This window comes from Acidovorax facilis, from assembly GCF_023913775.1.
GTDB lineage: Bacteria > Pseudomonadota > Gammaproteobacteria > Burkholderiales > Burkholderiaceae_C > Acidovorax > Acidovorax facilis.
The window spans coordinates 1-21,959 of sequence record NZ_JAMXAX010000099.1; the positions used below are offsets into that span (position 1 = coordinate 1).

General features: G+C 63.2%; 22 protein-coding genes. 13 read left to right on the forward strand and 9 right to left on the reverse strand.

The window, feature by feature from the left end:
• Both NFX52_RS21685 and NFX52_RS21690 read left to right on the forward strand, forming a co-directional pair.
• On the forward strand, positions 1 to 484 hold a 484-nt coding region (locus tag NFX52_RS21685), incomplete at its 5' end, for a hypothetical protein (RefSeq protein WP_252635813.1).
• 88 nt (positions 485 to 572) lie between these two features.
• Positions 573 to 1,493 carry a hypothetical protein gene (locus NFX52_RS21690; RefSeq protein WP_055394726.1) on the forward strand — a complete coding sequence of 307 codons (921 nt, stop codon included), beginning with the start codon at positions 573 to 575 and terminating at the stop codon, positions 1,491 to 1,493.
• 412 nt (positions 1,494 to 1,905) lie between these two features.
• On the opposite strand, the gene NFX52_RS21695 is transcribed toward NFX52_RS21690, so the two are convergent.
• A complete protein-coding gene (locus tag NFX52_RS21695; protein WP_055394728.1) occupies positions 1,906 to 2,868 on the reverse strand; it encodes a LysR substrate-binding domain-containing protein in 963 nt (320 codons plus the stop codon).
• Positions 2,869 to 2,964: 96 nt separating this feature from the next.
• On the opposite strand from NFX52_RS21695, the gene dsdA reads away from it, so the two are divergent.
• The 4 genes from dsdA to NFX52_RS21715 all read left to right on the forward strand — a co-directional run bounded on the left by dsdA (position 2,965) and on the right by NFX52_RS21715 (position 8,154).
• Positions 2,965 to 4,329, forward strand: a complete 1,365-nt coding sequence (dsdA, locus tag NFX52_RS21700; protein ID WP_055394729.1) for a D-serine ammonia-lyase — start codon at positions 2,965 to 2,967, stop codon at positions 4,327 to 4,329.
• Positions 4,330 to 4,398: 69 nt separating this feature from the next.
• Positions 4,399 to 5,385: a Bug family tripartite tricarboxylate transporter substrate binding protein gene (locus NFX52_RS21705; RefSeq protein ID WP_055394731.1), complete on the forward strand. Its 987-nt coding sequence runs from the start codon at positions 4,399 to 4,401 to the stop codon at positions 5,383 to 5,385.
• Positions 5,386 to 5,427: 42 nt separating this feature from the next.
• A complete protein-coding gene (locus NFX52_RS21710; RefSeq protein ID WP_055394733.1) occupies positions 5,428 to 6,987 on the forward strand; it encodes an amidase in 1,560 nt (519 codons plus the stop codon).
• A gap of 21 nt (positions 6,988 to 7,008) precedes the next feature.
• The gene (locus NFX52_RS21715; protein WP_055394735.1) at positions 7,009 to 8,154 is read left to right on the forward strand and encodes an NAD(P)/FAD-dependent oxidoreductase; all 1,146 of its coding nucleotides are present in this window, start codon (positions 7,009 to 7,011) and stop codon (positions 8,152 to 8,154) included.
• A 58-nt stretch (positions 8,155 to 8,212) separates the two neighbouring features.
• On the opposite strand, the gene NFX52_RS21720 is transcribed toward NFX52_RS21715, so the two are convergent.
• The 3 genes from NFX52_RS21720 to NFX52_RS21730 form a co-directional block, all read right to left on the reverse strand.
• Positions 8,213 to 8,428, reverse strand: coding sequence for a YjfB family protein (locus NFX52_RS21720; protein WP_055394737.1), 216 nt, complete (start codon positions 8,426 to 8,428; stop codon positions 8,213 to 8,215).
• 95 nt (positions 8,429 to 8,523) lie between these two features.
• Positions 8,524 to 9,939, reverse strand: a complete 1,416-nt coding sequence (locus NFX52_RS21725) for a dihydrolipoyl dehydrogenase (RefSeq protein WP_055394739.1) — start codon at positions 9,937 to 9,939, stop codon at positions 8,524 to 8,526.
• Between the two features lie 136 nt (positions 9,940 to 10,075).
• Complete coding sequence (locus NFX52_RS21730) at positions 10,076 to 10,669, reverse strand: IMPACT family protein (RefSeq protein ID WP_055394741.1); 594 nt, start codon at positions 10,667 to 10,669, stop codon at positions 10,076 to 10,078.
• Between the two features lie 213 nt (positions 10,670 to 10,882).
• On the opposite strand from NFX52_RS21730, the gene NFX52_RS21735 reads away from it, so the two are divergent.
• Positions 10,883 to 11,074 carry a hypothetical protein gene (locus NFX52_RS21735; protein ID WP_055394743.1) on the forward strand — a complete coding sequence of 64 codons (192 nt, stop codon included), beginning with the start codon at positions 10,883 to 10,885 and terminating at the stop codon, positions 11,072 to 11,074.
• An 80-nt stretch (positions 11,075 to 11,154) separates the two neighbouring features.
• Here the strand turns inward: NFX52_RS21735 and NFX52_RS21740 are convergent, their stop codons facing one another.
• Positions 11,155 to 12,063 (reverse strand): proline dehydrogenase family protein, encoded by a 909-nt coding sequence (locus tag NFX52_RS21740; protein WP_055394745.1) that lies wholly within the window; start codon positions 12,061 to 12,063, stop codon positions 11,155 to 11,157.
• Positions 12,064 to 12,547: 484 nt separating this feature from the next.
• Between NFX52_RS21740 and NFX52_RS21745 the strand changes: the two genes are divergently transcribed.
• From NFX52_RS21745 to NFX52_RS21755, 3 genes are all read left to right on the forward strand, one after another.
• Positions 12,548 to 13,123, forward strand: a complete 576-nt coding sequence (locus NFX52_RS21745) for a TetR/AcrR family transcriptional regulator (protein ID WP_192424823.1) — start codon at positions 12,548 to 12,550, stop codon at positions 13,121 to 13,123.
• Positions 13,120 to 13,470 (forward strand): SMR family transporter, encoded by a 351-nt coding sequence (locus NFX52_RS21750; RefSeq protein ID WP_055394747.1) that lies wholly within the window; start codon positions 13,120 to 13,122, stop codon positions 13,468 to 13,470. The genes NFX52_RS21745 and NFX52_RS21750 overlap by 4 nt, the downstream gene beginning before the upstream one ends.
• 88 nt (positions 13,471 to 13,558) lie before the next feature.
• Positions 13,559 to 14,269 (forward strand): pentapeptide repeat-containing protein, encoded by a 711-nt coding sequence (locus tag NFX52_RS21755; RefSeq protein ID WP_055394749.1) that lies wholly within the window; start codon positions 13,559 to 13,561, stop codon positions 14,267 to 14,269.
• Positions 14,270 to 14,289: 20 nt separating this feature from the next.
• Here the strand turns inward: NFX52_RS21755 and NFX52_RS21760 are convergent, their stop codons facing one another.
• Positions 14,290 to 15,261, reverse strand: coding sequence for a bifunctional helix-turn-helix transcriptional regulator/GNAT family N-acetyltransferase (locus NFX52_RS21760; protein WP_252635814.1), 972 nt, complete (start codon positions 15,259 to 15,261; stop codon positions 14,290 to 14,292).
• A gap of 189 nt (positions 15,262 to 15,450) precedes the next feature.
• Here NFX52_RS21760 and NFX52_RS21765 point away from each other — a divergent pair, with 189 nt between their 5' ends.
• The 3 genes from NFX52_RS21765 to NFX52_RS21775 all read left to right on the forward strand — a co-directional run bounded on the left by NFX52_RS21765 (position 15,451) and on the right by NFX52_RS21775 (position 19,716).
• Entirely contained in the window at positions 15,451 to 17,865 is a 2,415-nt protein-coding gene (locus NFX52_RS21765; RefSeq protein WP_055402368.1) for a YgiQ family radical SAM protein, read from the forward strand.
• A 447-nt stretch (positions 17,866 to 18,312) separates the two neighbouring features.
• Positions 18,313 to 18,711 carry a helix-turn-helix domain-containing protein gene (locus NFX52_RS21770; RefSeq protein ID WP_055402366.1) on the forward strand — a complete coding sequence of 133 codons (399 nt, stop codon included), beginning with the start codon at positions 18,313 to 18,315 and terminating at the stop codon, positions 18,709 to 18,711.
• 66 nt (positions 18,712 to 18,777) lie between these two features.
• Positions 18,778 to 19,716 carry a DMT family transporter gene (locus NFX52_RS21775; RefSeq protein WP_082437667.1) on the forward strand — a complete coding sequence of 313 codons (939 nt, stop codon included), beginning with the start codon at positions 18,778 to 18,780 and terminating at the stop codon, positions 19,714 to 19,716.
• A gap of 84 nt (positions 19,717 to 19,800) precedes the next feature.
• On the opposite strand, the gene NFX52_RS21780 is transcribed toward NFX52_RS21775, so the two are convergent.
• From NFX52_RS21780 to NFX52_RS21790, 3 genes are all read right to left on the reverse strand, one after another.
• Complete coding sequence (locus NFX52_RS21780; RefSeq protein ID WP_055402364.1) at positions 19,801 to 20,298, reverse strand: hypothetical protein; 498 nt, start codon at positions 20,296 to 20,298, stop codon at positions 19,801 to 19,803.
• 199 nt (positions 20,299 to 20,497) lie between these two features.
• Positions 20,498 to 21,205: a DUF1294 domain-containing protein gene (locus NFX52_RS21785; protein ID WP_055402363.1), complete on the reverse strand. Its 708-nt coding sequence runs from the start codon at positions 21,203 to 21,205 to the stop codon at positions 20,498 to 20,500.
• Between the two features lie 15 nt (positions 21,206 to 21,220).
• On the reverse strand, positions 21,221 to 21,959 hold a 739-nt coding region (locus NFX52_RS21790; protein ID WP_252635815.1), incomplete at its 5' end, for a CoA transferase.

Sequence of the window (21,959 nt, forward strand, 5' to 3'; positions counted from 1 at the left end):
AGAATATGCACTTACCAAGCATAATGAATATATAAATAAATATAGATCAGCAACAGAGAGCAGTTCAGATGATATCAATGAATACATCAAACGCAATCTCAATGCAAATGAAGATTTATTTAATAATGGTAAGTTTTATGCGGAATCATTTTACTATTTTTCTTTTAGAATATATAAAATATTAAGCCGCAAAAACAAACCGTTACCATTTCTTGAGACATTTAAATGCCCTGGAGTTTTAATGACCAGAAACCATCTAATTGAGCATCCTGAGGGCGCAGATTCTAATGCCAAAAAATACTCCTACTCATTTAGCTATGAGCATGGGGCCTTGCTTAGAACTGCTAATGACTCCAATCAAAAAGTTAGAGATAAAGGCAGTGTTTTTAATGCAAAAGAGTTCCGCGAAAACTTTATAAAAACAGTAAGAAACTCATATAAAGAAATTTCCAAAGAAAATCCACATCCAATGCTTCGGGCATAAATCACCTGAATATTTATATAAAATGTCGCTCAAACCTATCCGCATACTGTGGGCGGCTTAACTTGTTCGTTAGGCAACCAGATCATCTATGAGCAAAAGCATAGCGTTCCTCAAATTTAGGTCACTGCTAGAGCAGGAAATAAGAACGTTCTGGCACGTCATAGCCTCGCTTGAGTATGCTGAACGCTGGCTCAGCTCAGCGTCCCCGACGAAGCTGACAGCACACCCAGGCGACAACAGATATCCATTCAAAGCCATTGACATATCTACACACGAATTTCTAAGCGAGCAGATGCAGGTAAGTTCACACATTCGCGAGAACGCCCTCGTGAGCTTCGTGACCGCATTTGAGTGCTATCTCGCCGAGTTGCTTGAGCGTTTGATATACCTAAAACCATCCCTAGTCGCGGATTCAGATCTTCAGATTCCGGCTAAAGACCTTGCTGAAGCAGTGCCCACAGCCGACATAAAAAGATGGTTGGCCGCCAAGGTCACGGACAAATACCTTCGCAACAAGACTCACGCTGCAATGATCTCTAGGCTGGATACTTTCTGCAAAGCGGGCGTCTCAAAGTCGATGGCTGCTGACATTGAAGAATGGTCGCGATGGTCTCTCGTGCGGAACAGCATAGTTCACACGTCTCGCCAAGTCACACCAGAACTGTCTAAAAGTTGGGCAGCTCGCTTTCCTGCTGCTGGGGATCCGGTAGTCCTGGTGAACAAGGAACTGGCCCGCATTCACCATTTGGCGCTCAAAATTGCTGAGGCAATCGATGTTCGCGCCGTATCCACGGTAATTCACAAGCGCGACGAACTTCTTATCGCCAGGGAGCTTTTCATTCAGCGTGGCATTAGCGAAGCGAATGTTCTGAAAGCCACCCTCGGAGGAGTCATGCGAGTGACGGTGACGAGAATCGACCTTCAGAAAATGCTGGCTGACCAGCGACGAGGTAAGCAGCCTGATGGTTGGGCGCTGTCCATGCGAGACCTCGCGAACATGGTTGCCTAATCCTTCAATCGAGAGAACGTTACCCGGCAAACTGGGCGCCGCCTCTCATCTCAGACGTTGAATGTCTGCTTCTTAATCCCATCAGCGACGGCTCCTGGCCGGAAGCGGTCGTCCTCGTTATCTCAGACATTGCCGTCGCGACTGCTCGCGAGTGACATGCTGGGGCCTCCTGTCTCAAACTTTCGCCGTGAATGAGTGGGCCGCGTCACAGGACCAGTTGTCTCAGGATTCATTGGCCATGAACAGCCAAGAATCTGTCAAAAATAATAGCTGCTAGCGCTTGCTCAATAAGCGCTAGGGGCCCAAAACACCGAATATTTAGCCGTAGTATTCGCCTCGACTCACTGGGTACCACCTGACACCTAGTTGCTGGGTAGTGCGCCGGTTGGGCGTCGTTACCTGACCTACCCAGCTACTTGGCATCCTGCGGCTCTGGCAGCGCCTGCGCCCGCTCCCCACAAAACCGCTGCGCCTCATCCCCCAACCAATCCCGCACCAGCTGCATCGCCGGGCTGGGGTGGGCGGTGGTCACAAACGAATACGCCGCCCGTGACAACACGCTACGCCCCAGCAGCGGAACCAAACGCCCGGCCTTCACGTCCTGCAGCACCAGCGCCGCGCGGCCCATGGCGATGCCTTGGCCTGCCAGGGCGGCGCCCAGGGCCAATTGCGACAGGTTGAATTGCTGGCCGCCTGCCCAAGGCGGCGGCGTGGCGTCCACCTGCGCAAACCAGTGTTGCCACTCTTCATAGGTGTCCGCGCCGTCCCAGGCGCTGCCGTCGTGCAGCAGCCAGTCGCCGTGCAGGTCTTGCGGCTGGGTGATGGGCGGATGGCGGGCCAGAAACTCGGGGCTGGCCACGGGGATGAGCCATTCGTCCAGAAACACGGTGGCGTTCAGGTCGCGGTAGCCGCCCAGGTCAAAGCGCACGGCGGCCTCGATGCCATCGCGCACCATGCGGGTGCGGTCCAGCGTGTGGAATTCGCCAAACACGCGCAGGCCGGTGTGCGGGTGCTGGCGAAAGAAGTCGCCCAGGCGGGGCGTGAGCCAGCTCATGGCAAACGAGGGTGAGCAACTCAAGGTGGCGGTGGCGGACTCGGGCGGCTGGCGCATTTGGGCCAGGGTGCTTTCGATGGCGTCAAAGCTCTCGCGCAGCACCACGGCCAGCCATTTGCCCTCGGGCGTGGGCACCAGCGCGCGCGGGGTCCGCAAGAAAAGCGGGCGGCGCAGCCAGTCTTCGAGTTGCTTGACCTGCTGGCTGACGGCGCCCTGGGTAATGCACAGCTCGGCCGCCGCCTTGGTAAAGCTGCCATGGCGGGCTGCTGCATCAAAACTGCGCAGCCAGGCCAGCAGGGAGGGAGAGAGGCGAATATCCATTATTAATACTAATGCTGCGCTCACTATAAATGGCTTGTGACAGCGGCGTGACCGGCGAAGAATGCAGTCAAGACTTCAACGACTGAATGAATCTGTATGACGCCTGCTGAACGAACGCGTGCTGTGGATGCGCTGCTGGCCACCCGCTTGCGCAATGCCCAGCCCGCGCTGTGGACCAACCCGGCCCGGCAGGCGCAACCCCCGGCTGCTTTGCAGGCGCTGGGGCGCAGCATTAGTCTGGATGATACGCAGGCCGCCGCCGACCGGTTGGCCCGTTTTGCGGGCCTGCTGGCGCAGGTGTTCCCGGAGCTGGCTGCCACCGGGGGCGTTGTGGAGTCGCCTCTGCTGCCCGCCTCCGCGTTGCAACCTGCGCTCGGTTTGGCCGAGGGGCAGGGGCGCCTGTTCATCAAGGCCGATCACAGCCTGCCGGTGGCGGGCTCCATCAAGGCCCGGGGCGGCATGCACGAGGTGCTGGAGTTGGCCGAGCGGCTGGCGCTGCAGCACGGCTTGGTGTTGCCCGGCGGTGATTACCGTGCGCTCGCCACACCGGCCGCCCGCAAGGTGCTGGGCCGCTATCAGGTGGCGGTGGGCTCCACCGGCAACCTGGGGATGAGCATTGGCGTGGTGGCATCGGCCCTGGGCTTCCAGGCCACCGTGCACATGTCGGCCGATGCCAAGGAGTGGAAGAAAGACCGCCTGCGCCAGCGCGGTGTGCAGGTGGTAGAGCACACCGGCGACTACGAACGCGCCGTGGCCGCAGGCCGCGCCGAGGCGGCCAGCAACCCGCTGTGCCACTTTGTGGACGACGAGCAATCGTTCTCGCTGCTGCTGGGGTACAGCGCTGCGGCGCTGCATTTGCAAAACCAATTGGTGGAGCAGGGCGTGTTGGTGGATGCGGAGCACCCGCTCATCGTGTACCTGCCCTGCGGCGTGGGTGGCGCGCCAGCGGGCATTACGTTTGGCATGCGGCAGGTGCTGGGGCCGCATGTGTTTTGTTTCTTTGCCGAGCCGGTGCAGTCGCCATGCTTCATGGTTCAGATGCTGGCGGATTCAACGCAAGGCGTGGGCGGTCACCCCTCGGTCTACGACTGGGGCCTGACCAACCGCACCGAGGCCGACGGCCTGGCCGTGCCGCGTGCATCGCTGCTGGCGGCTGAGCTAATGCAGCCGCTGCTGTCGGGCGTGTTCACCGTGGCTGACGACACCTTGTTTGCGCAGCTGGTGCTGGTGCTGGATGCCCTGGGCGAGCGCATCGAGCCCTCGGCCGCCGCAGGCTTCAGTGGCCCGTCCATCTTGACGGGCACTACCGCCGGGCAGGCCTGGCTGCGCAGCACGGGCATTGATGCCGTGTTGCATCAGGGCACCCATCTGGTGTGGACCACGGGCGGCCTGCTGGTGCCCGATGCGCAGTACCAGGGCTTTGTCCAGCGCGGGCGGGCCGTGCTCGCGGCGCAAGGCTGATTGTTGTCATTTCCCCGATTCGTCGAATTCTCTATTCCTCAACCTTTGCCACCTTTTGAGAGCACCCCTATGAACCGCAAGCAACTGCTTTTGTCGTCCGCTGTCATTTGTGCCCTGGGGGCCGCTGCATGGGGCCCTGCCGTGGCGCAAGAGGCTACGTTCCCTACCAAACCGATCACGCTGGTGATTCCGTTCCCGCCCGGTGGCGCCACCGACGTGCTGGGCCGTCTGATCGGCAAGAAGCTGGGCGACAAGCTGGGCCAGAGCGTGGTGATCGACAACCGCGCAGGGGCGGGCACCACCATTGGCGCAGCCTACGTAGCCAAGGCCGCGCCGGACGGCTACACGCTGCTGATGAGTTCGGGCACCACCTTTACCGTGAACCCCGCCGTGCGCGCCAAGCTGCCGTACGACCCCGTCAAGAGCTTTGAGCCCATCGGCATCGCAGGGCGCACCAGCCTGATCCTGCTGGCCAACAAGGACGTGCCGGTCAGCGACGTGAAGCAGTTTGTGGCCATGGTGAAGGCGGGGCCCGACAAGTATTCGTATGGCTCGTATGGTGCCGGCACCACGTCGCAGTTTGCGGGCGAGATGTTCTTCCACGCGGCGGGGCTCAAGATCCAGCATGTGCCCTACAAGGGCAGCTCCCCCGCCATGGTGGACCTGATGGGCGGACAGATTCCGTTCACCGTCGATACCGTGTCGGCCGCGCTGCCCCAGCTGAAAGACGGCAAGATCAAGGCCATTGCCGTGACGGCGGGCAAGCGCTCGGCCCTGCTGCCCAAGGTGCCCACGCTGGCCGAAAGCGGCTACCCCGGCGTGGAGATGGACACCTGGCTGGCCATGGTGGCCCCACGCGGCTTGCCGCCCGCCGTCAAGGCGCGGCTGGAGCTGACGCTGGCGCAGGTGGTGGCAGACCCCGAAACCCGCGACAAACTGATCGCCGTGGGGTTTGAACCGACCTATGCTTCTGCCAAGGCGGTGAGCGAGTTGATCGACAAGGAACTGCCGTTGATGCGCGCCGTGGCGCAGCGGGCGGCCATCACGGCAGACTGATCGGTCCCCAGCAGGCAAGCAAAAAAAGGAGACAAATTCGACATGACGACTTCACACAGCACCCTGGTCGAGCTGACCGCCAATGAACTGCGCCACCGCATCGGCACGCGGGAAGTCTCGCCCGTCGAGCTGCTCGACGCTTGCATTGAGCGCATCGAGGCCGTCAACCCGCATGTGAACGCCATCACCGCCACCTGCTACGACCGCGCCCGCACCGAGGCCAAGGCCGCCGAGCAGGCGGTGCTGCGTGGCGAACCGCTGGGCCTGCTGCACGGGCTACCACTGGGCGTGAAGGACCTCGAAGCCACGGCTGGGCTGCTGACTACCTACGGCTCGGAGATCTACCGCAGCAATATCCCGGCGGAGGACAACGTGCTGGTGGCGCGGCTGCGCGCGGCGGGCGCCATCGTCACCGGCAAGACCAACATCCCCGAGATGGGGGCGGGCGCGAACTCGCGCAACACGGTGTGGGGCGCCACCGGCAACCCGTTCAACCCGAACCTGAATGCCGGGGGCTCGTCGGGCGGATCGGCCGCTGCGCTGGCGTGCGACATGCTGCCGGTGTGCACGGGGTCGGATACGGGCGGGTCGCTGCGCATACCGGCGTCCATTTGTGGCGTGGTGGGCTTCCGGCCATCGCCCGGGGTGGTGCCCAGCTCGCGCAAGCTGCTGGGCTGGACCCCCATTTCGGTGGTGGGCCCCATGGGCCGCACGGTGGAAGAGGCCTGCTTGCAACTGGCCGCCACGGCGGGCATGTCGGCGGGCGACCCGCTGAGCTACCCGCTGGACCCGATGAGCTTCTTGTTGCCCGAAACGGTGGACCTGGGCCGCCTGCGTGTGGCCTACACCGAGGACTTCGGCGCCTGCGCTGTGGACAACGGCATCCGCGCCGTGTTCCGCCGCAAGGTGCAGGCCATGAAGCACCTGTTTGCCAGCTGCGATGCCATCGACATCGACCTGGGTGACGTGCACCGCTGCTTTGACGTGCTGCGCGCCGAAGCCTTTGTGGCCAGCACGCGCGAGGCCTATGAGCGCGACCCCACCAGCCTGGGCCCCAACACCCGCGCCAACTACGAAATGGGCGCTGCGATGACCCTGCTGGACAGCGCCTGGGCGCAGGCCGAGCAGACGCGCATCCTGGCGCGGTTCCAGAAGTTGTATGAGCAGTACGACGTGATCCTGGCGCCCACCACGCCCGTGTCGCCTTTTGCGTGGACGCAGCTGTTCGCCAGCCACATCAACGGCGAGCCGCAGGCCAACTACTACAGATGGCTGGCGCTGACCTATGTGACCACGTTGACCACGCACCCAGCGCTCAGTTTGCCGTGCGGGCTGGATGACGTGGGGATGCCGTTTGGTCTGCAGATCGTCGGGCGCTTTCGCGCCGACCGCCACACGCTGGGCGTGGGCCACGCGCTGGAGCAAGCATTCAAGGGCATCGCCGGGCTTGCCCGCCCACGGCCTGACATCGCCAAGCTGATGCAAACAAACGCCGCGCCCGCGCTGACCTCCATCGTGACCGGTGCGCCCGATCCGCGCGATGCGCGCAGCCTGCCGCGTGATGACCGTGCCACCTCGGCAGCGCAAGTGTCAGCGGTGTAATTCGAGCCAGGAGACAAAACCATGCAATCAGTGGACACCATCGTCATTGGCGCGGGCATTGCAGGTGCCTCGGTGGCTTGGCAGTTGGTACAGGACAAAGCCGGTGGGGAGGGCGCCAGCGTGCTGCTGCTGGAGCGCGAATCGCAGCCCGGTTACCACACCACCGGCCGTTCGGCCGCGCTGTACATGGCTACCTACGGCACACCGAACATCCAGGCGCTGACGCGGGCGAGCCGCGCTTTTTACGACGCGCCGCCGCCGGAGTTCGGGTCAGACCCCATCCTCTCGCCCCGTGGCGTGGTCTACGTGGCCGGGCCGGACCAGCTCGATATGCTGAAACAGGCCTATGCAGAAGCCCATGCGATCTCGCCCAACGTGGAATGGGTGGAGCAGGCCGCACTGCTGGCCCAGCTGCCGTGCCTGAAGCCCGAAGCCGTGGCCGCAGGCATGAGCGAGCCCGAGGCGGCCGACATCGATGTGCACGCGCTGCACCAGGGCTACCTGCGTGGCCTGCGCCAGCGCGGCGGCCAGGTGCTGACGAATGCGGAGGTCACGGCCCTGCAGCGCCAGGGCGACGGCTGGCAGGTGACTCTGGCCGATGGCCGGGTGCTGCAAGCCAAAACCATCGTCAACGCCGCAGGCGCCTGGGCTGACGTGGTAGCGGGCCTGGCAGGCGTGCCACCCATCGGCCTGGAGCCGCGCCGCCGCACCGCCTTTACCTTTGCGGTGCCCGAGGGCATGGACGCCACCCACTGGCCTGCGGTGATCGGCATCGACGAAAGCTTTTACTTCAAGCCCGACGCGGGCCAGCTGCTGGGCTCACCGGCCAACGCCGACCCGACGCACCCGCACGACGTGGTGCCCGAAGAGCTGGACGTGGCGACAGGGATTTATCACATCGAGGAAAAAACCACATTCCAGATCCGCCGCCCCTCCCACACTTGGGCGGGCCTGCGCTCGTTTGTGCCCGATGGCGACATGGTGATCGGGTGGGACAACCATGTACCCGGCTTCTTCTGGCTGGCCGGGCAGGGTGGCTATGGCATCCAGAGTGCGGCAGGTGCCTCGCTGCTGGCCCGGCAGTTGTTGCGCGGCGAGTCGCTGGCCGATGAACTGGTGAGCGAGAAGGTGGATGTGGCGGGGCTGTCGCCCGCGCGGCTGAGGTAGCTTGGGTAAGGCCTATGTGCCTTGCCTGGCCTTGCCTTGTCGCTGCGGCCAAATACCCTCAGGCGAAGGTGTTGACCTGGGTGCCCAAAGAGCCGCTGGTCGCCAGCGCGGGCTGGGGCATGGATTGCTGCATGGCGTCCAGCAGTGTGGCTGCTGACGAGGCCTGGATGTCGATCGCTTTTTTCAGCACCACCATGTTCAAGGCGTCTGACGTCTTGGCGCTGGCCAGTGCGGTGGCGGTATTGACGATGCTGTTGGAGAGTGCGACGTCCATGGTGATTCCTTGGGAGCAATGGTGGTTTATCGGCACCCGGGCAGCAGACTTGAGGGGCATTGCATCTGCCGCGTCTGCTTCGAAACCCGGCTTGCCTATTCCAGCGCTGCCACTCCAATGGGATGGCAGGCGGCAAGATCCGAATCGCGGGCGTCGGGCAATCGACGTGCCGCATCGCGCAACGCCGTGCGCAGCCCTTCTTCCAGGGTGGGGTGATAGAACGGCATGCCCAGCACGTCATGCACGGTCAGCTTTTGGTGGATGGCCAATGCCAGCACGTGGGCCAGGTGCTCGCCGTCAGGGGCACACATTTCGGCGCCCCGGATTCGGCCGGTGGCTTTGTCGGCATATATATACAGGCGCCCCTGGTTGCGTTGGGCAGTGCGCGCGCGGCCCTGGTTGCCGTAGTTGACGGTGCCGGTCACTGTCTGATCGCGATCCATGTCGGCCAGGCGCTGGCCCACGGTGGCGATGTTGGGGTCGCAAAAAACAATGCCCATGGGCGTGCGGCGTTTGAAGCGTGTGGGCGTGTCTGCCAGGGCGTTCATTCCCGCGATATGGCCTTCGTCTGCCGCCTCGTGCAGCAGCGGGGTGTGTGTGTTGGCGTCTCCGGCGAGGAACACGGGTAAATCGCCAATTTGCTGGGTTTGTGGGTCTACCGTAGGCATGCCGCGCTTGTCCAGGGGCACCCCCAGCGTCTCCAGGCCCAGGTACTGGATATTGGGCACACGGCCCATGGCAGCGACCACTTGGTCCACCACCACCCGGTTGCCGCCGCTGGACACCTCAATGCCCCCAGCCACTTCACGCAACTCGGCAGGGGCGCTGGTGTGCAGAACCATCTCTTTCTTGAGCAATGCCGTCAGCTCTGCATTGAGGGCGGGGTCACTCAGGCCCGCCAGTGTGTCGCCCGTGGTGAACGCCGCCACCTGCAGGCCCAGGCGCGCCAGCGCTTGCGACAGCTCCACACCGATAGGGCCCATGCCGATGACGGCGATCCGAGGGCCCAGGGTGGGTTGCTCAAACAGCGTGTCGGTGGTCAGCATGCGGTCGCCAAACGCCAGCCATTCCTCTGGCACGCTGGGCCGCGATCCGGTTGCGATGATGATGCTTTTGGTGGTGTATTGGGTGCCGTCAATGTCCACGGTGCGAGGACCCAGAAGGGTGGCGTGGCCTGCGATGCGTGCGGTGCCCAGGTCGTCCGTGGCTTTGATGGCGCCCGCCACAAAGTCGTCACGCAGGGCGCGCACGCGCTGCAACACGGCGGGTATGTCCACCGACAGCTGGTCAGCGCCGCGCAGGCCGAACTCTTCAAAGGCATGGCGGCGATGAAACGCATTGGCCGCCTCGATCAATGTTTTGGAGGGCATACAGCCCACCCGTGCGCAGGTGGTGCCCCAAGGGCCATCGTTCACGATGATGTAACGGTCCGTGCGCTTGCGAACCTCGCGCAAAGCTGCCAGCCCTGCGGTGCCAGCGCCGATGATGATGGTGTCGAGCGGTTGGCTCATGGGGCGTCTCCTGGTGTTCCGTCCACCTGCGTATCAGGCGAGCCGCCAGTGTGCGGGCCGCCCTGCCGTGGGCTTGTAGGCGCACAGGCATTTTTGTGAATGGTGTCGCACCGGTCGTGTATCGAGTTAAGGCCGGTCATGGTGCGGGGTCCGTCCAGCCCACGCGCCCCTGGCCGTTGTTGTCGATACGTTGCACGAAGGCGGCCGCCTGTGCGTCGGGCAGACGCACTTGCAGGGTGACCAGCGTGCCATGCTGCACATCCACCAGCTCTGCGTCGGCGGCATCTATCTCACGGCGCAGCAGGCCTTCCAGCGCATACGGTACATGGCACTGCAAGGTTCTCATGCGCTGAAGCGTGACCTTGGGGGCCGTCAGCAGCGCCTGGGCAATGGTGTCGGTGTAGGCACGCACAAGGCCTCCCGCGCCCAGCTTGACCCCGCCAAAATAGCGCACCACGGTGGCCAGCACGCCTTCGAGGTCCTGGTGGCGCAGCACGTCGAGCATGGGGCGCCCCGCAGTTCCACCTGGCTCACCATCGTCCACAGCCGCAGACTGGCCACCCGCCAGCAAGGCCCAGCAGATATGGGCGGCACCGGGGTGCTGCTTCCACAGCGCATCCACGGCCGCCTGCGCGCTGGCACGGTCGGCCATGGGTTGCACGCAGCCGATGAAGCGGCTTTTCTTGATGATGATTTCGCTGTGCGCAGGCGCAGCCAGGGTGCGGGGCATGGGACGAGGAGTTTACGTGGGCAGGTGAGGCGGATTTGCGACGTTGGTCTTACCGTTTATCGCGACGAGCGCCCCATTGGTGACAAAACGATGTTGTTTGTGCGTTCTGTCACACATGCAAAAGACATCTGTTCCTACACTTGTGACATGTTGCTGTGGCCTACGCTGCTGCTACCAATTTAAAAGCACTCAGGCCATCAGAAAGGAACTGCCATGTTTGCCACACCCTTCACTGCTCCCTTGCATGAAACACTCGCCAGCCACGTGTTTGGCCGGTTTATGTCCCAGCGCGCGCAGCCTAGTGTGCCGGAGGTGGTCATGGCCCCAGTGCATGCGGCACTCGTTGTGGAGGACGATGCGATCCCGGATCTGGCCCAGCGGGTGCGCGAAGTGGGGGAGTGGTAGCCGCCTCGCTTGCCAGCCGGTGACAACACCACCGGTGCACAAAAAAATGGTCCTGCGGGACCATTTTTTGTGGGATGTCGTCAGAGTCCGATCAGCGCTTTGGCGATATGCCCCGCGATGCGGGGGTTCTCATTCAGCCTTCGCGTGCTGTAGCCGTACCAGTCTTTGCCAAAGGGCACATAGATGCGGACGTTGAAGCCCATGCCCAGCAGCTTGTCGCGCAAGGGTTCGCACACGCCCAGCAGCATCTGAAATTCAAATCGGCTTCGGTCGATGCCATCGCGGCGGACCCGTTCCACAATGTGCGCGATCAGTGCAGCGTCGTGCGTGGCAATTGCGACAAAGCTACCCGCTTCGAAGCAGCGCACAACGTGCTTCAGGAAGTGTTCGTTGATGGCGCTGCGGTCGTTCCAGGCACCTTGTACGAGGTGCGAGCGATCCTCCACATAGATGCCCTTGCAGATGCGCAAGGTGCTGGCCTCGCGCACCAGCGGCTCAATGTCCTCGTAAGTGCGCCTGAGATACGCCTGCAATGCCAGGCCAACGTTGCCAAAGCGTGCCCTCAAGCGCCCGAACAATTCGATTTCCTTCTGGGTGCAGCTGGCGTCCTCCATGTCCAGGCAGACGGAGTTCTGATGGAGTGCGGCGGTGTCAAGAATGTGCAAAGCGAGCTGTTCGCACTGCTGCACGTCCAGCAATAGCCCGAGCGCAGACGGCTTGATCGAAATGTTGGCCTGCAATCGCTGAGCGTGGACGGCATCAAGCACCTGGATGTACGCATTGGCCGTGGCTTGCGCCTGCGCCAGGGTTGAGATGGTTTCGCCCAGTACGTCGAGCGTCACGGCGAAACCTTGCGCGTTGAGCTGTTGCACGCGCACCAGGGCTTCGGCGAGGGTGTCGCCTGCGATGTAGCGGCGAGAGATTTTGTGGATCAGGGCGCGAGGCACCCAAGGGATGGCGCGCGCCACCAGTGTGTCGAGAAGTTGCATGTCGGTATCCAGAATGAAAAACGTGCTGCTTCCCGCCCTCCGCGCCCCGGCATTGAACCTGGGCATTGCGAATCAACGGGAAAAGCAAAGCACTGGCCCGGGCAGGGGGGCCAGCAAGGGCAACGTTGCGACCGCGTGCGCCCAAAGCGCAGCGGCAGCTCACGCTGCGGGTGTTCAGTTCATCAATGGAGGCCAGGCTGCACGGTGCATGCGTTCTTCTGTGTGTAGTTGCCGACGTAAGGTGCCAACTGGTGATCGTACAGCCTCAGCTCACATCTCCCTTACCAGCCGTGGCCCACGTGAACGGGTGGTCCACGTATCCTGCACAAGTCAACCCTGCCGCTTGCCAGGTTCAGAGGCCATGGCTCTGGGGTTCACGCGGGCCATGCAAGCGAGGAAAGTCCACACGTTTGTGGAAGGGCTTCCTGTGCACCTTGTGATGGGTTCATTGCTACAATAAACAATCCATCCGGATGGTTTATAAATGACTGAAGCACATCGTAGACAGAAGCAACCTGAACTCATCCGCAGCCAATTGCTGGGCGTGGTCCGTGAGCTGTTGGTAAGGGAAGGCCTCCACGCCGTCACCCTCGATGCTGTCGCCCAGCGGGCGGGCGTGACCAAAGGCGGGCTGCAGCATCACTACCGCAGCAAACAAGCACTGCTCGATGCCCTGTCGGACCAACTTTTCGAGGAGTTCGAGCAGAGTTTCGAAAAAGCGCTGAAGCAGGAAGACGACACGCCGGGGCGCCACGCGCGGGCCTACATCAGAACCTGTTTTGACAGTGGCTCGGACAGCCACCAGGTGGAAACCCAGCGGGCCATCGGCTTGCTGGCTCTCACATCAGCGCCGTGCCGGGAGCGGTGGCATGCGGCCATGGCGGTGGCGTTGAAGGCTGATGGGGATGATCCACATGCAGCCAATGTGTTGATGGCCTGCCGCTTGGCGGGGGATGGGTTCTGGTTTGCACAGATGCTCGATGTCTATGCGCTGGATGGGCCGCGCAAGGCGGCCATCCTGGACATTCTTCTGAAGCTTTGCGGTGGGGGGCGGCCATGAGCGGGGGCGCATCCGCCAGCGCCTATCTGCTGCTGGGCACTGCGATCGTGCTGGAGGTACTGGGCACCACGGCGCTGAAAGCTTCCGATGGATTCACGCGGCTGGTGCCTGGCGTGATCACCGTGGTGGCATATGCCGTGTCCTTCTACCTGCTCTCGCTCACGCTCAAGACCGTGCCGGTGGGCATTGCCTACGCGATCTGGTCGGGGGTGGGCATCGTGCTGGTATCCACCGTGGGCTGGCTGCACTACGGGCAGCGGCTGGATCTGCCCGCCCTCTTGGGGCTGGGGTTGATCGTGGCGGGCGTATTGGTCGTGAACCTGTGTTCCAAAAGCGTCAGCCATTGACGGTGCACGCGCCAAAACGGCGTGGTTTTCCCTGCTTCCGAGTTCCGATCCATCCCGCCGACCGCCCAATTCGTTGCCAGCAACTGCCATGAACCTCAGACTTACTTCATCCACCGAGCCCCAATGCATCACTGGCCAGACTTTGTCCAGGACAGAGTTGCAGGCGCTTTGCGCCGCCGGGCATCCTGTTTTGCACTTTGAACACTGTGTCTTCGATGGCGCGGATTTATCAGGGTTAGCGCTCCAGGGTGCGCAGTTCATCGGCTGTTCGCTGCGGGAGGTGTCGCTGGAGAGGGCGGGCCTCGCAGGCACGCGCTGGCTCGACTGCCGTGCGGGGCAGACCCAGTTCCACCTGGCGGACCTGACCGATGCGCGCTTTCATCGCTGCGATCTCAACAACACGTCGTGGGTCCGTTCCAGCCTCGCTTCGGCTCGTTTTGCAGAGGTCAAGCTCACGGGCGCGCATTTTCGGGAGGCCGAAACACTGGGGCTGAGTTTTCATGATTCGTTGCTGGTGGGGGCCGACCTGCGCGGCATTTCGTTTCGCAAGCAGGCGGTGGAGCAGCTGGACTTGTCGGACGCCGATCTGGCGGGATGCGATTTTCGCGATGCCGTTTTCGAGGGCGGAAGCCTGCGCGATGCACATCTCAAGAATGCGCGCTTTGACGGGGCCGACCTGCGCTCGGTGGATCTCGGCGGGCTGCGGATTGCCCAATTGGCACAGTCGTTCAAAGGGGCCATTCTCTCGGCCGACCAGGCCGCAATGCTGATCAGTGAGCTGGGCATCCGGGTGGCGTGATGCAGCCCGCTGGGAGTGGTTTACAGCTTGAGCTCCCATGTCTCCCCCACCAACTGCTGGCCAAATCCCTCATACGGCTCAGACTTGGCCAGCTTGAACCCTCGCTTGGCATAGATGCCACGTGCGGCAGTCAGGCAACTGTTGGTCCACAGCACCATCTTCTTGTAGCCCTTGGCCCGGGCGAACGCGATGCACTCGTCGGTCAGGCGTGCGCCCAGGCCCAGTCCGCGTGCTTTGGGCGACAGGATCAGCATGCGCAGCTGGGCCGTGGTGGCCGATTTGCGCACCACGAACACGGCGCCCACGCGTTCGCCGTCCAGCTCTGCCACCCAGCAACGCTCCCACGCTGACTGGAACTTGCGCACAAACTGCGCGGCGATGTCGGCCACCAGGGCTTCAAATCGGCTGTCCCAGCCGTACTCGCGCCAGTAGATTTCGCCGTGCTGCTGCACCACCCAGCCGATATCGCCGGGAACCGGGTCGCGCAGCACGGCCACGCGAGGTCCCGATAGGTTGGCCAAGGTCGGGTCGAGCAAGGTTTCGATGCGTCCCATGGCATCCACCAGCTCCTGCTGGCGTGCAGGGGGCAGGGGGGCCAGCAGAGCAGCGGCCTCGTCGCGTGAGCGCTGCTGCAGCGGCTCGAACACGTCGCGCCCAAGCGACGTGAGGGCGAGTACGCTCTGGCGCGCATCCTTGGCGCTGGCACTGCGGGTGATCCAGCCGGCTGTTTCAAACCGGCGCAGGATGCGGCTCAGGTAGCCGCCGTCCAGGCCCAGGTCGCGCGCCAGTTCGCTGGCCACGGGCGCCTCACGGTGGGCCAGCTCGTACAGCACGCGCACATCGGTGAGCGACAGGTTGCTGCCCAGGTACGGGTCCAGCACACCCACGCGGCGGGTCAAGAAGCGGTTGAAGCGCCGCACCGCCTTCGCGGCGCTGGCAGGGGGCAGCGCGATTGCGGGGGTGGGCTGGGGGGTATTGAGGATCGTGATCATGAATGCCTCTGTCATGCAATTAATTGACTTTGGCAAGTATATGCCTGATGCCTATCAAGACCTCCACCGAGCAAGGGCAACACGCAAGCAGCGACAAAAAGGGCATGCCGCCGTAAAATCGCGGGTTAACCACCACAGCCGCGCCCCACGAGGCCCCATCGCATTGGGCCGGCCGCGACCCTCCTTTGCATGAACGCCCCCGTTGACGTCTCCTTTTTTGCGCGCGCCGCAAAGCCATTGACCAGCTACCGACCGTACTGGGCCAAGCGCTTTGGCACGGCCCCGTTCCTGCCGATGAGCCGCGCCGAGATGGACAAACTGGGCTGGGACAGCTGCGACATCATCCTGGTGACAGGCGATGCGTATGTAGACCACCCGAGCTTCGGCATGGCCGTGATCGGCCGCACGCTGGAGGCGCAAGGCTTTCGCGTGGGCATCATCGCCCAGCCGGATTGGCAAAGCGCCGAGCCCTTCAAGGCGCTGGGCAAGCCCAACCTGTTCTGGGGCGTGACGGCGGGCAACATGGATTCGATGATCAACCGGTACACCGCCGACCGGAAGATCCGCAGCGACGATGCCTACACTCCGGGCGACATTGGAGGCAAGCGCCCCGACCGCGCCGCGATCGTCTACAGCCAGCGCTGCCGCGAGGCCTACAAAGACGTTCCCATCATCCTGGGTGGCATCGAAGGCAGCCTGCGCCGCATTGCCCATTACGACTACTGGAGCGACAAGGTGCGCCGCTCCATCGTGGTGGACGCCAAGTGCGACCTGCTGCTGTACGGCAACGCCGAGCGCGCGTTGGTTGAGGTGGCGCACCGCATCGCAGCGCGCGAGCCCGTCGAGCAGATCACGGATGTGCGCGGGACCGCCTTTGTGCGCCGGCCTGACGACGAAACCGGCAAAGGCTGGTTCGAGATCGACTCCACCAGCGTGGACGAGCCCGGCCGTGTCGAGGCGCACGTCAACCCCTACATGACCACCAGCGAGCAGGCCGCTGCCCAAGGTAGCACCTGCAGCAAGGATGATGCTCCTGATTCCGTAGCTGCTAGCGCAGGTGAAATAAGCGTTAGCGGCCAAAAAGACCCAAAATCTGCCGAGCCCAACCCCGCCATCCAGCCCATGCTGTTCGTGGCCAATCCGGAGCTCAAGGCCAAGCTCAAGGTGCCGCCGCGCGACAAGAGCGTGATCCGCCTGCCCAGCTACGAACAGGTCAAAAGCGACCCGGTGCTCTACGCCCACGCTAACCGCGTATTGCACCTGGAGACCAACCCCGGCAACGCCCGCGCGCTGGTGCAGGCCCATGGCGAAGGTGTGACTGCGCGCGATGTGTGGATCAACCCACCCCCCATCCCGCTGACCACGGCCGAGATGGACTATGTGTTCGATTTGACCTACGCCCGTGGCCCGCACCCCAGCTACGCCGACGAGAACGGCAGCCACGATGGCGCGACCAAGATCCCCGCGTGGGAGATGATCCGTTTTTCGATCAACATCATGCGCGGCTGTTTTGGCGGCTGCACCTTCTGCTCGATCACCGAGCACGAAGGCCGCATCATCCAGAGCCGGTCCGAGGATTCGATCATTCAAGAGATCGAAGACATCCGCGACAAGGTCAAGGGCTTTACCGGCACCATCAGCGATCTGGGCGGCCCCACGGCCAACATGTACCGCCTGGGCTGCAAGAGCCCCGAGATCGAAGCTGCCTGCCGCAAGCCCAGCTGCGTGTACCCGGGCATCTGCTCTAACCTGGGCACCAACCACGACCCGCTGATCAAGATCTACCGCCGTGGCCGCGCTTTGAAGGGCATCAAGAAGATCCTCATCGGATCGGGCCTGCGCTACGACCTGGCCGTGAAGAGCCCTGAATACGTGAAGGAGCTGGTGCAGCACCACGTGGGCGGGTATCTGAAGATCGCGCCTGAGCACACCGAGCAGGGCCCGCTCACCAAGATGATGAAGCCGGGCATCGGCAGCTATGACAAGTTCAAGCAGATGTTCGAGAAGTTCAGCGAAGAAGCGGGCAAGAAGCAGTTCTTGATTCCGTACTTCATCGCCGCGCACCCAGGCACCAGCGACGAGGACATGATGAACCTCGCCATCTGGCTGAAAAAGAATGGCTTCCGCGCCGACCAGGTGCAGACCTTCTACCCCAGCCCCATGGCCACGGCCACGGCCATGTACCACAGCAACAAGAATCCGCTGCGCAAGATCACGCGCGACAGCGAGGCTGTGGACATCGTGCGCGGCGACAAGCGCCGCCGCCTGCACAAGGCCTTCCTGCGCTACCACGACCCCAACAATTGGCCGCTGCTGCGCGAGGCGCTCAAGGCCATGGGCCGGGCCGACCTGATCGGCAACGGCAAGCACCACCTGATCCCGACCTTCCAGCCGCTGACCGATGGCGGGTACCAGAGCGCGCGGCGCAAAAACTCCACCCCGGTCGGCCAAAAGGCCGAGGCCGCCAAGGCGCTGCCATCCAAACCCATGAAGGCAGGTCAGCCGCAAAAAGGCCGCCTGCTGACCCAGCACACCGGGCTGCCGCCACGGGTCACGGGGTCTGCCAAGCCTGCTGCCCCCAAGTTCTCGAAGAAAGCGCGCTAGTTTTTTGCCCGCGCTGCAGGTGCCCGCCGCCTGCGGTATTTGCCACAACCCATTTCGACCATGCCGCAACACCGGACCGTGCTGCACAGTGACCCGAAATGGGCGGTCGAGCGGGTGCTTCAACAGGCGGCGCCCTGTCAGTGGAGCCCGTCTTATGTGGTCGACTCGCAGCGATGGGTGTTGCCCGTCATAGGTCTTTCGGAGTTCCGCGTGGCAGGCCAGCGGGTGTTGCTCGACGGACTGACGGCGCTTTGCCTTCCCACAGGCGTGCCGTACCAAATGCGACCGCTGCAAGCGACTGATCGTGTGAGCTTTGTGGTGAGTGCGCGGCCGGGTGCCCCTCTGCCGCCGCTGAAGACTCCCGCGGTTTGTATTCTGGCCCCGCGTTCACTGTGGCAGATGCGCTTGCATTGGCGTGGCACACATGGGGACGCTGCAAGCCCGTTCATGCAGGCGGTTCCCGAACAGCGCGGTGGAGCAGGGGGCATCGCGGCAGGCCCGGGCACCCGTGGGTCGGAGCGGGTGTGGCGGGCCCGGCAGTTCATGGCGCAACGTGTTTCGGCAGCAGATGGCAAGCCCTGGTCGGTGCAGCACGTCGCCGATGCGGTCAATTGCTCGGCGTTTCATCTGGCCCATGTGTTTCGGCAAAACACCGGCATGAGCCTTCATGGCTATCGCCAGCGTTTGCTGCTCGCCTTGGCGTTGCAGCGGCTGGAGGACGGTGAGACCGACTTGGCAGGACTTGCCCACGATCTGGGCTACTGCAGCCAGAGCCACCTCGGGGCCGTTTTTCGCCGTGAAGTCGGGGTGACTCTGGCACAGGCACGCAGCGCGCTGAAGCGTTGATGGCCATATCGCACACTGCGCAGGAATTTGATATTCGGCAAAGGCGAGGATGGCCAGACTCGGGCCATGTCATCGCTACCAACCTCCTCGCCGGCGCCATCGCCATCGCCTATTTCTCCCGAGCACCGCGCTCTGATCGTCGGCGCACTTGCGGCGCTGATTGCGGCATTGATCGGTAGTGGCTGGCAGCTCGCTTCTCGCTACGCCGTGACCACGACGCTGGGCCCGGTAGAGCTCGCGGTCATGCGCTATGGCATTCCTGCGTTGTTGCTCATGCCCTTATGGTGCAAGACGGGCCTCTTTCCATCGGGGGTGCCGCGTGGTCGGCTGGCGCTGCTGGTACTGGGAGGTGGATTGCCGTTTGGGTTGGTGGCGTTGGCCGGGGTGCAGTGGGCACCTGCAGCGCACATGGGGATGCTGATGGCGGGAAGCGTGCCCTTGTTTGCGGCGTGCGGCGGCTGGTGGGCCTGGGGCGATAAGTTGTCTGGCTCAAGAATCTGCGGCTTGGCGCTGGTTGTGGCGGGTATTGCGGTGTTTGGCGCCGGGGCGTGGCAGACGCTGGCCTCGTCCTGGCGCGGAGATGTGTTGTTTGTAGCGGCTGCTTTGTTGTGGTCTGTCTACTCATTGGCTTTCAGAGGCTGCGGCCTGACGCCCTGGCAAGGCGCTGCCGTGGTGAACCTTTGGTCGGCGCTGCTGTTGTTGCCGCTGTGGGCTGTCTGGGGCGCGCCGCTGCTTGTATCCGCGCCCTGGAGGGATGTGGCATGGCAAGCGCTGGGCCAGGGGCTGGTTGCAGGAATTCTCGGACTCGTCGTCTATACCGTTGCAATCAACCGGTTGGGTGCCGCGCGTGCCGCTTTGTCGGCGGCCTTGGTGCCACCGTTTACCGCGCTCGGCGCAGCGTTGCTGCTGAATGAAACGCTAGCCTACGGCACATTGGCCGCCCTGGCGCTGGTGATGCCGGGTGTCGCCCTGGCCAGCGGTGCGTTTGGACGGTCTCGCGGATAAATGGCATTTGCAGTTTGTGTTGATGAAGACTGCAAGCATCGCCGCTATAACGCCCAATCAGTAAACCGTTTTGGCAAAGTCGCTTTAGCGATCCTCGGTGACGCTCTCCGTGGGGTGATCGTCGCCTTCTGCTGCGTGGGTGCCCACCACCACCGACTGCGGGCTGCCATCCACCGGCTGCGAGATCAGGTCTTCGATGATGAAAGTGCGGTAGTAAAAGGCGGTGACGGCGCCTTCAGGGGCGATGGCGTCCACCAAGGTGTCGGTGTGGTCCTTGTCGGCCATGGCGATCAGCAGGCCGTGGTGACCTTTGCCTGCCAAGTCGGCAATGCGACGCACCATGTCGCCTTCGGCGCCGACGGATGGCAGTGGCGCATCTGCCGTACCCAGGGTGTGGACGATCTCTTGCAGGATGACTTCGGGGCTGGCGTATGCCGTGTCGCCCTGGTGGCCCGCAACTTGCAACGCGGTGGCCGCCTGGCGCACACAGTCTTCGTCGGGGAAGAGAGCGAACACATGGCCGGTGGGGTAGAAAGTGCCGCCCATGTTGGTCATGGAGGAATCAAGAACGAGGGGTTTCATGGGCGTCTCCCGAGGAGTTTTAGATCTTTTCGATTGAAACGCCTCCCAGGCGAGCGCGGTGTAGGCCAGCGGGCAATGTGCACGTCAGCACCCTGCAGAGCATATGCATGCAGGAAAAATATGATTGAAAATGGCCGTTAGCGCTTATCCAATAAGCGTTAGTAGCTATCAATATGGTAGTTCTCAAGTCGTCAGGTGGCTATCGAAGCCAGCCGGTCACCCAGGCCAGAAGCGCGCCGCAGTGCAGCACCACGGTGATCCAGTAGACCGCACGAAATTCCACCTTGCGCGACTTGTGCCGCAGCCATTGCTGCGCAAACCACGCGCCCGGCCACCCGCCCGCCATGGCGAGCAGGTGCAGGTGGCTTTCCTTGGTGCGCCACTGTCCGTTTTGCGCGGCGCTTTTGTCGATGGCGTAGACCAGAAAGGTGAGCAGGTTGACCGCCACGGCAGCGCCCAACACCCACAGCGGGAGTCGACCCGCCCAAACGCCCCAGGCCAGCAGCGCCACCCAGCCCAGCATCAACAGCAATGCGATGCCAGAGGGTGCGGTGGCGCCAGCAGTTTCGGTGGGTCGTCGGCCACTTGGGGGCTGACGGGGCTTGGGTTGCTGGGCGGGCCCGCGTTGCGCGCGCTGCGCCGCTGGGGGCGTGGAGTTGGATCGGTGGGAAGCAGCGGGCGATGGCGGCGCAGCGCCCTGGCGTGCCGCTGGCTGCACCGCCATCGCCCGGGGGCCTTTGCCGCCCACATGGATTTCTTCATAGACCACGGCCAGACCTTCGCGTGGCGCGGCGGCGCCTTTGAAGTCCCGTACATGAAAGAACACATCGGCCGAGGTGTCGGGGCTGCGGATAAAGCCGAAGGCGCGGGTTGCGTCCCAGCGGATGACGGTGCCTTGTTTCTGCATCGGTAAAAGGGGGTCTCAGGCCAAGGTGTGCAACGGAATGTCTTGCGCTACTGCCAGTGCATCGAGCTGCGCGCGTGTCTGGGTGCGCAGGAACGCGCCCACGGCCGTGTGGGTGGCGGGGGCGCGCAGCACTTGCGGGTCACCCGTTGCGGGCAGGCCTGCGGCGGCGCACAGGCTGGCGGCAAAGTGGGGTTCCAGCGCGGCCACGGCAACGCGGCCGTCGGCGCAGGGGTAGATGCGGTAGCCCGCGTGGTTGCCGCCCACGTCGCCCTCGGGGGTGGTCAGGCCCCAGTCGCGCGGCTGGGCCAGCCAGGCGGCGGCGTCGGCCAGGGCGACTTCAATGCACACGCCGCCGCCCGTGTGGCCACGCTCCAGCAGGGCCTGCAGCACGGCTTCGCTGGCCATCAGGGCGCCGCCCATGTCGGCGTACAGCGTGGGGGGCATCTCTGTGCCGGTCACCAGCCCGGCGTCGGCCAGGTAGGTGAGGTCATGGCCGGGTTCTTCGGCACGCTCGGCCGCAGCGCCCACGATGCGCACCAGCGACAGGCGCGGGTATTTCGATTGCAGCGCCTCCCAGGAGAGGCCCAGCTTGGTGAGCGCCGAGGGGCGAAAGGAGGTGATCAGCACATCGGTGCGGGTCAGTTCTTCGTGCAGCGCGGCCTGGCCTTCTGCCGTCTTGAGGTGGGCATGCACCACACGCACGCCTTGGTGCAGCGTGGCATAGGCCGCCGGGCTGTAGATGCCCATGGGGTCG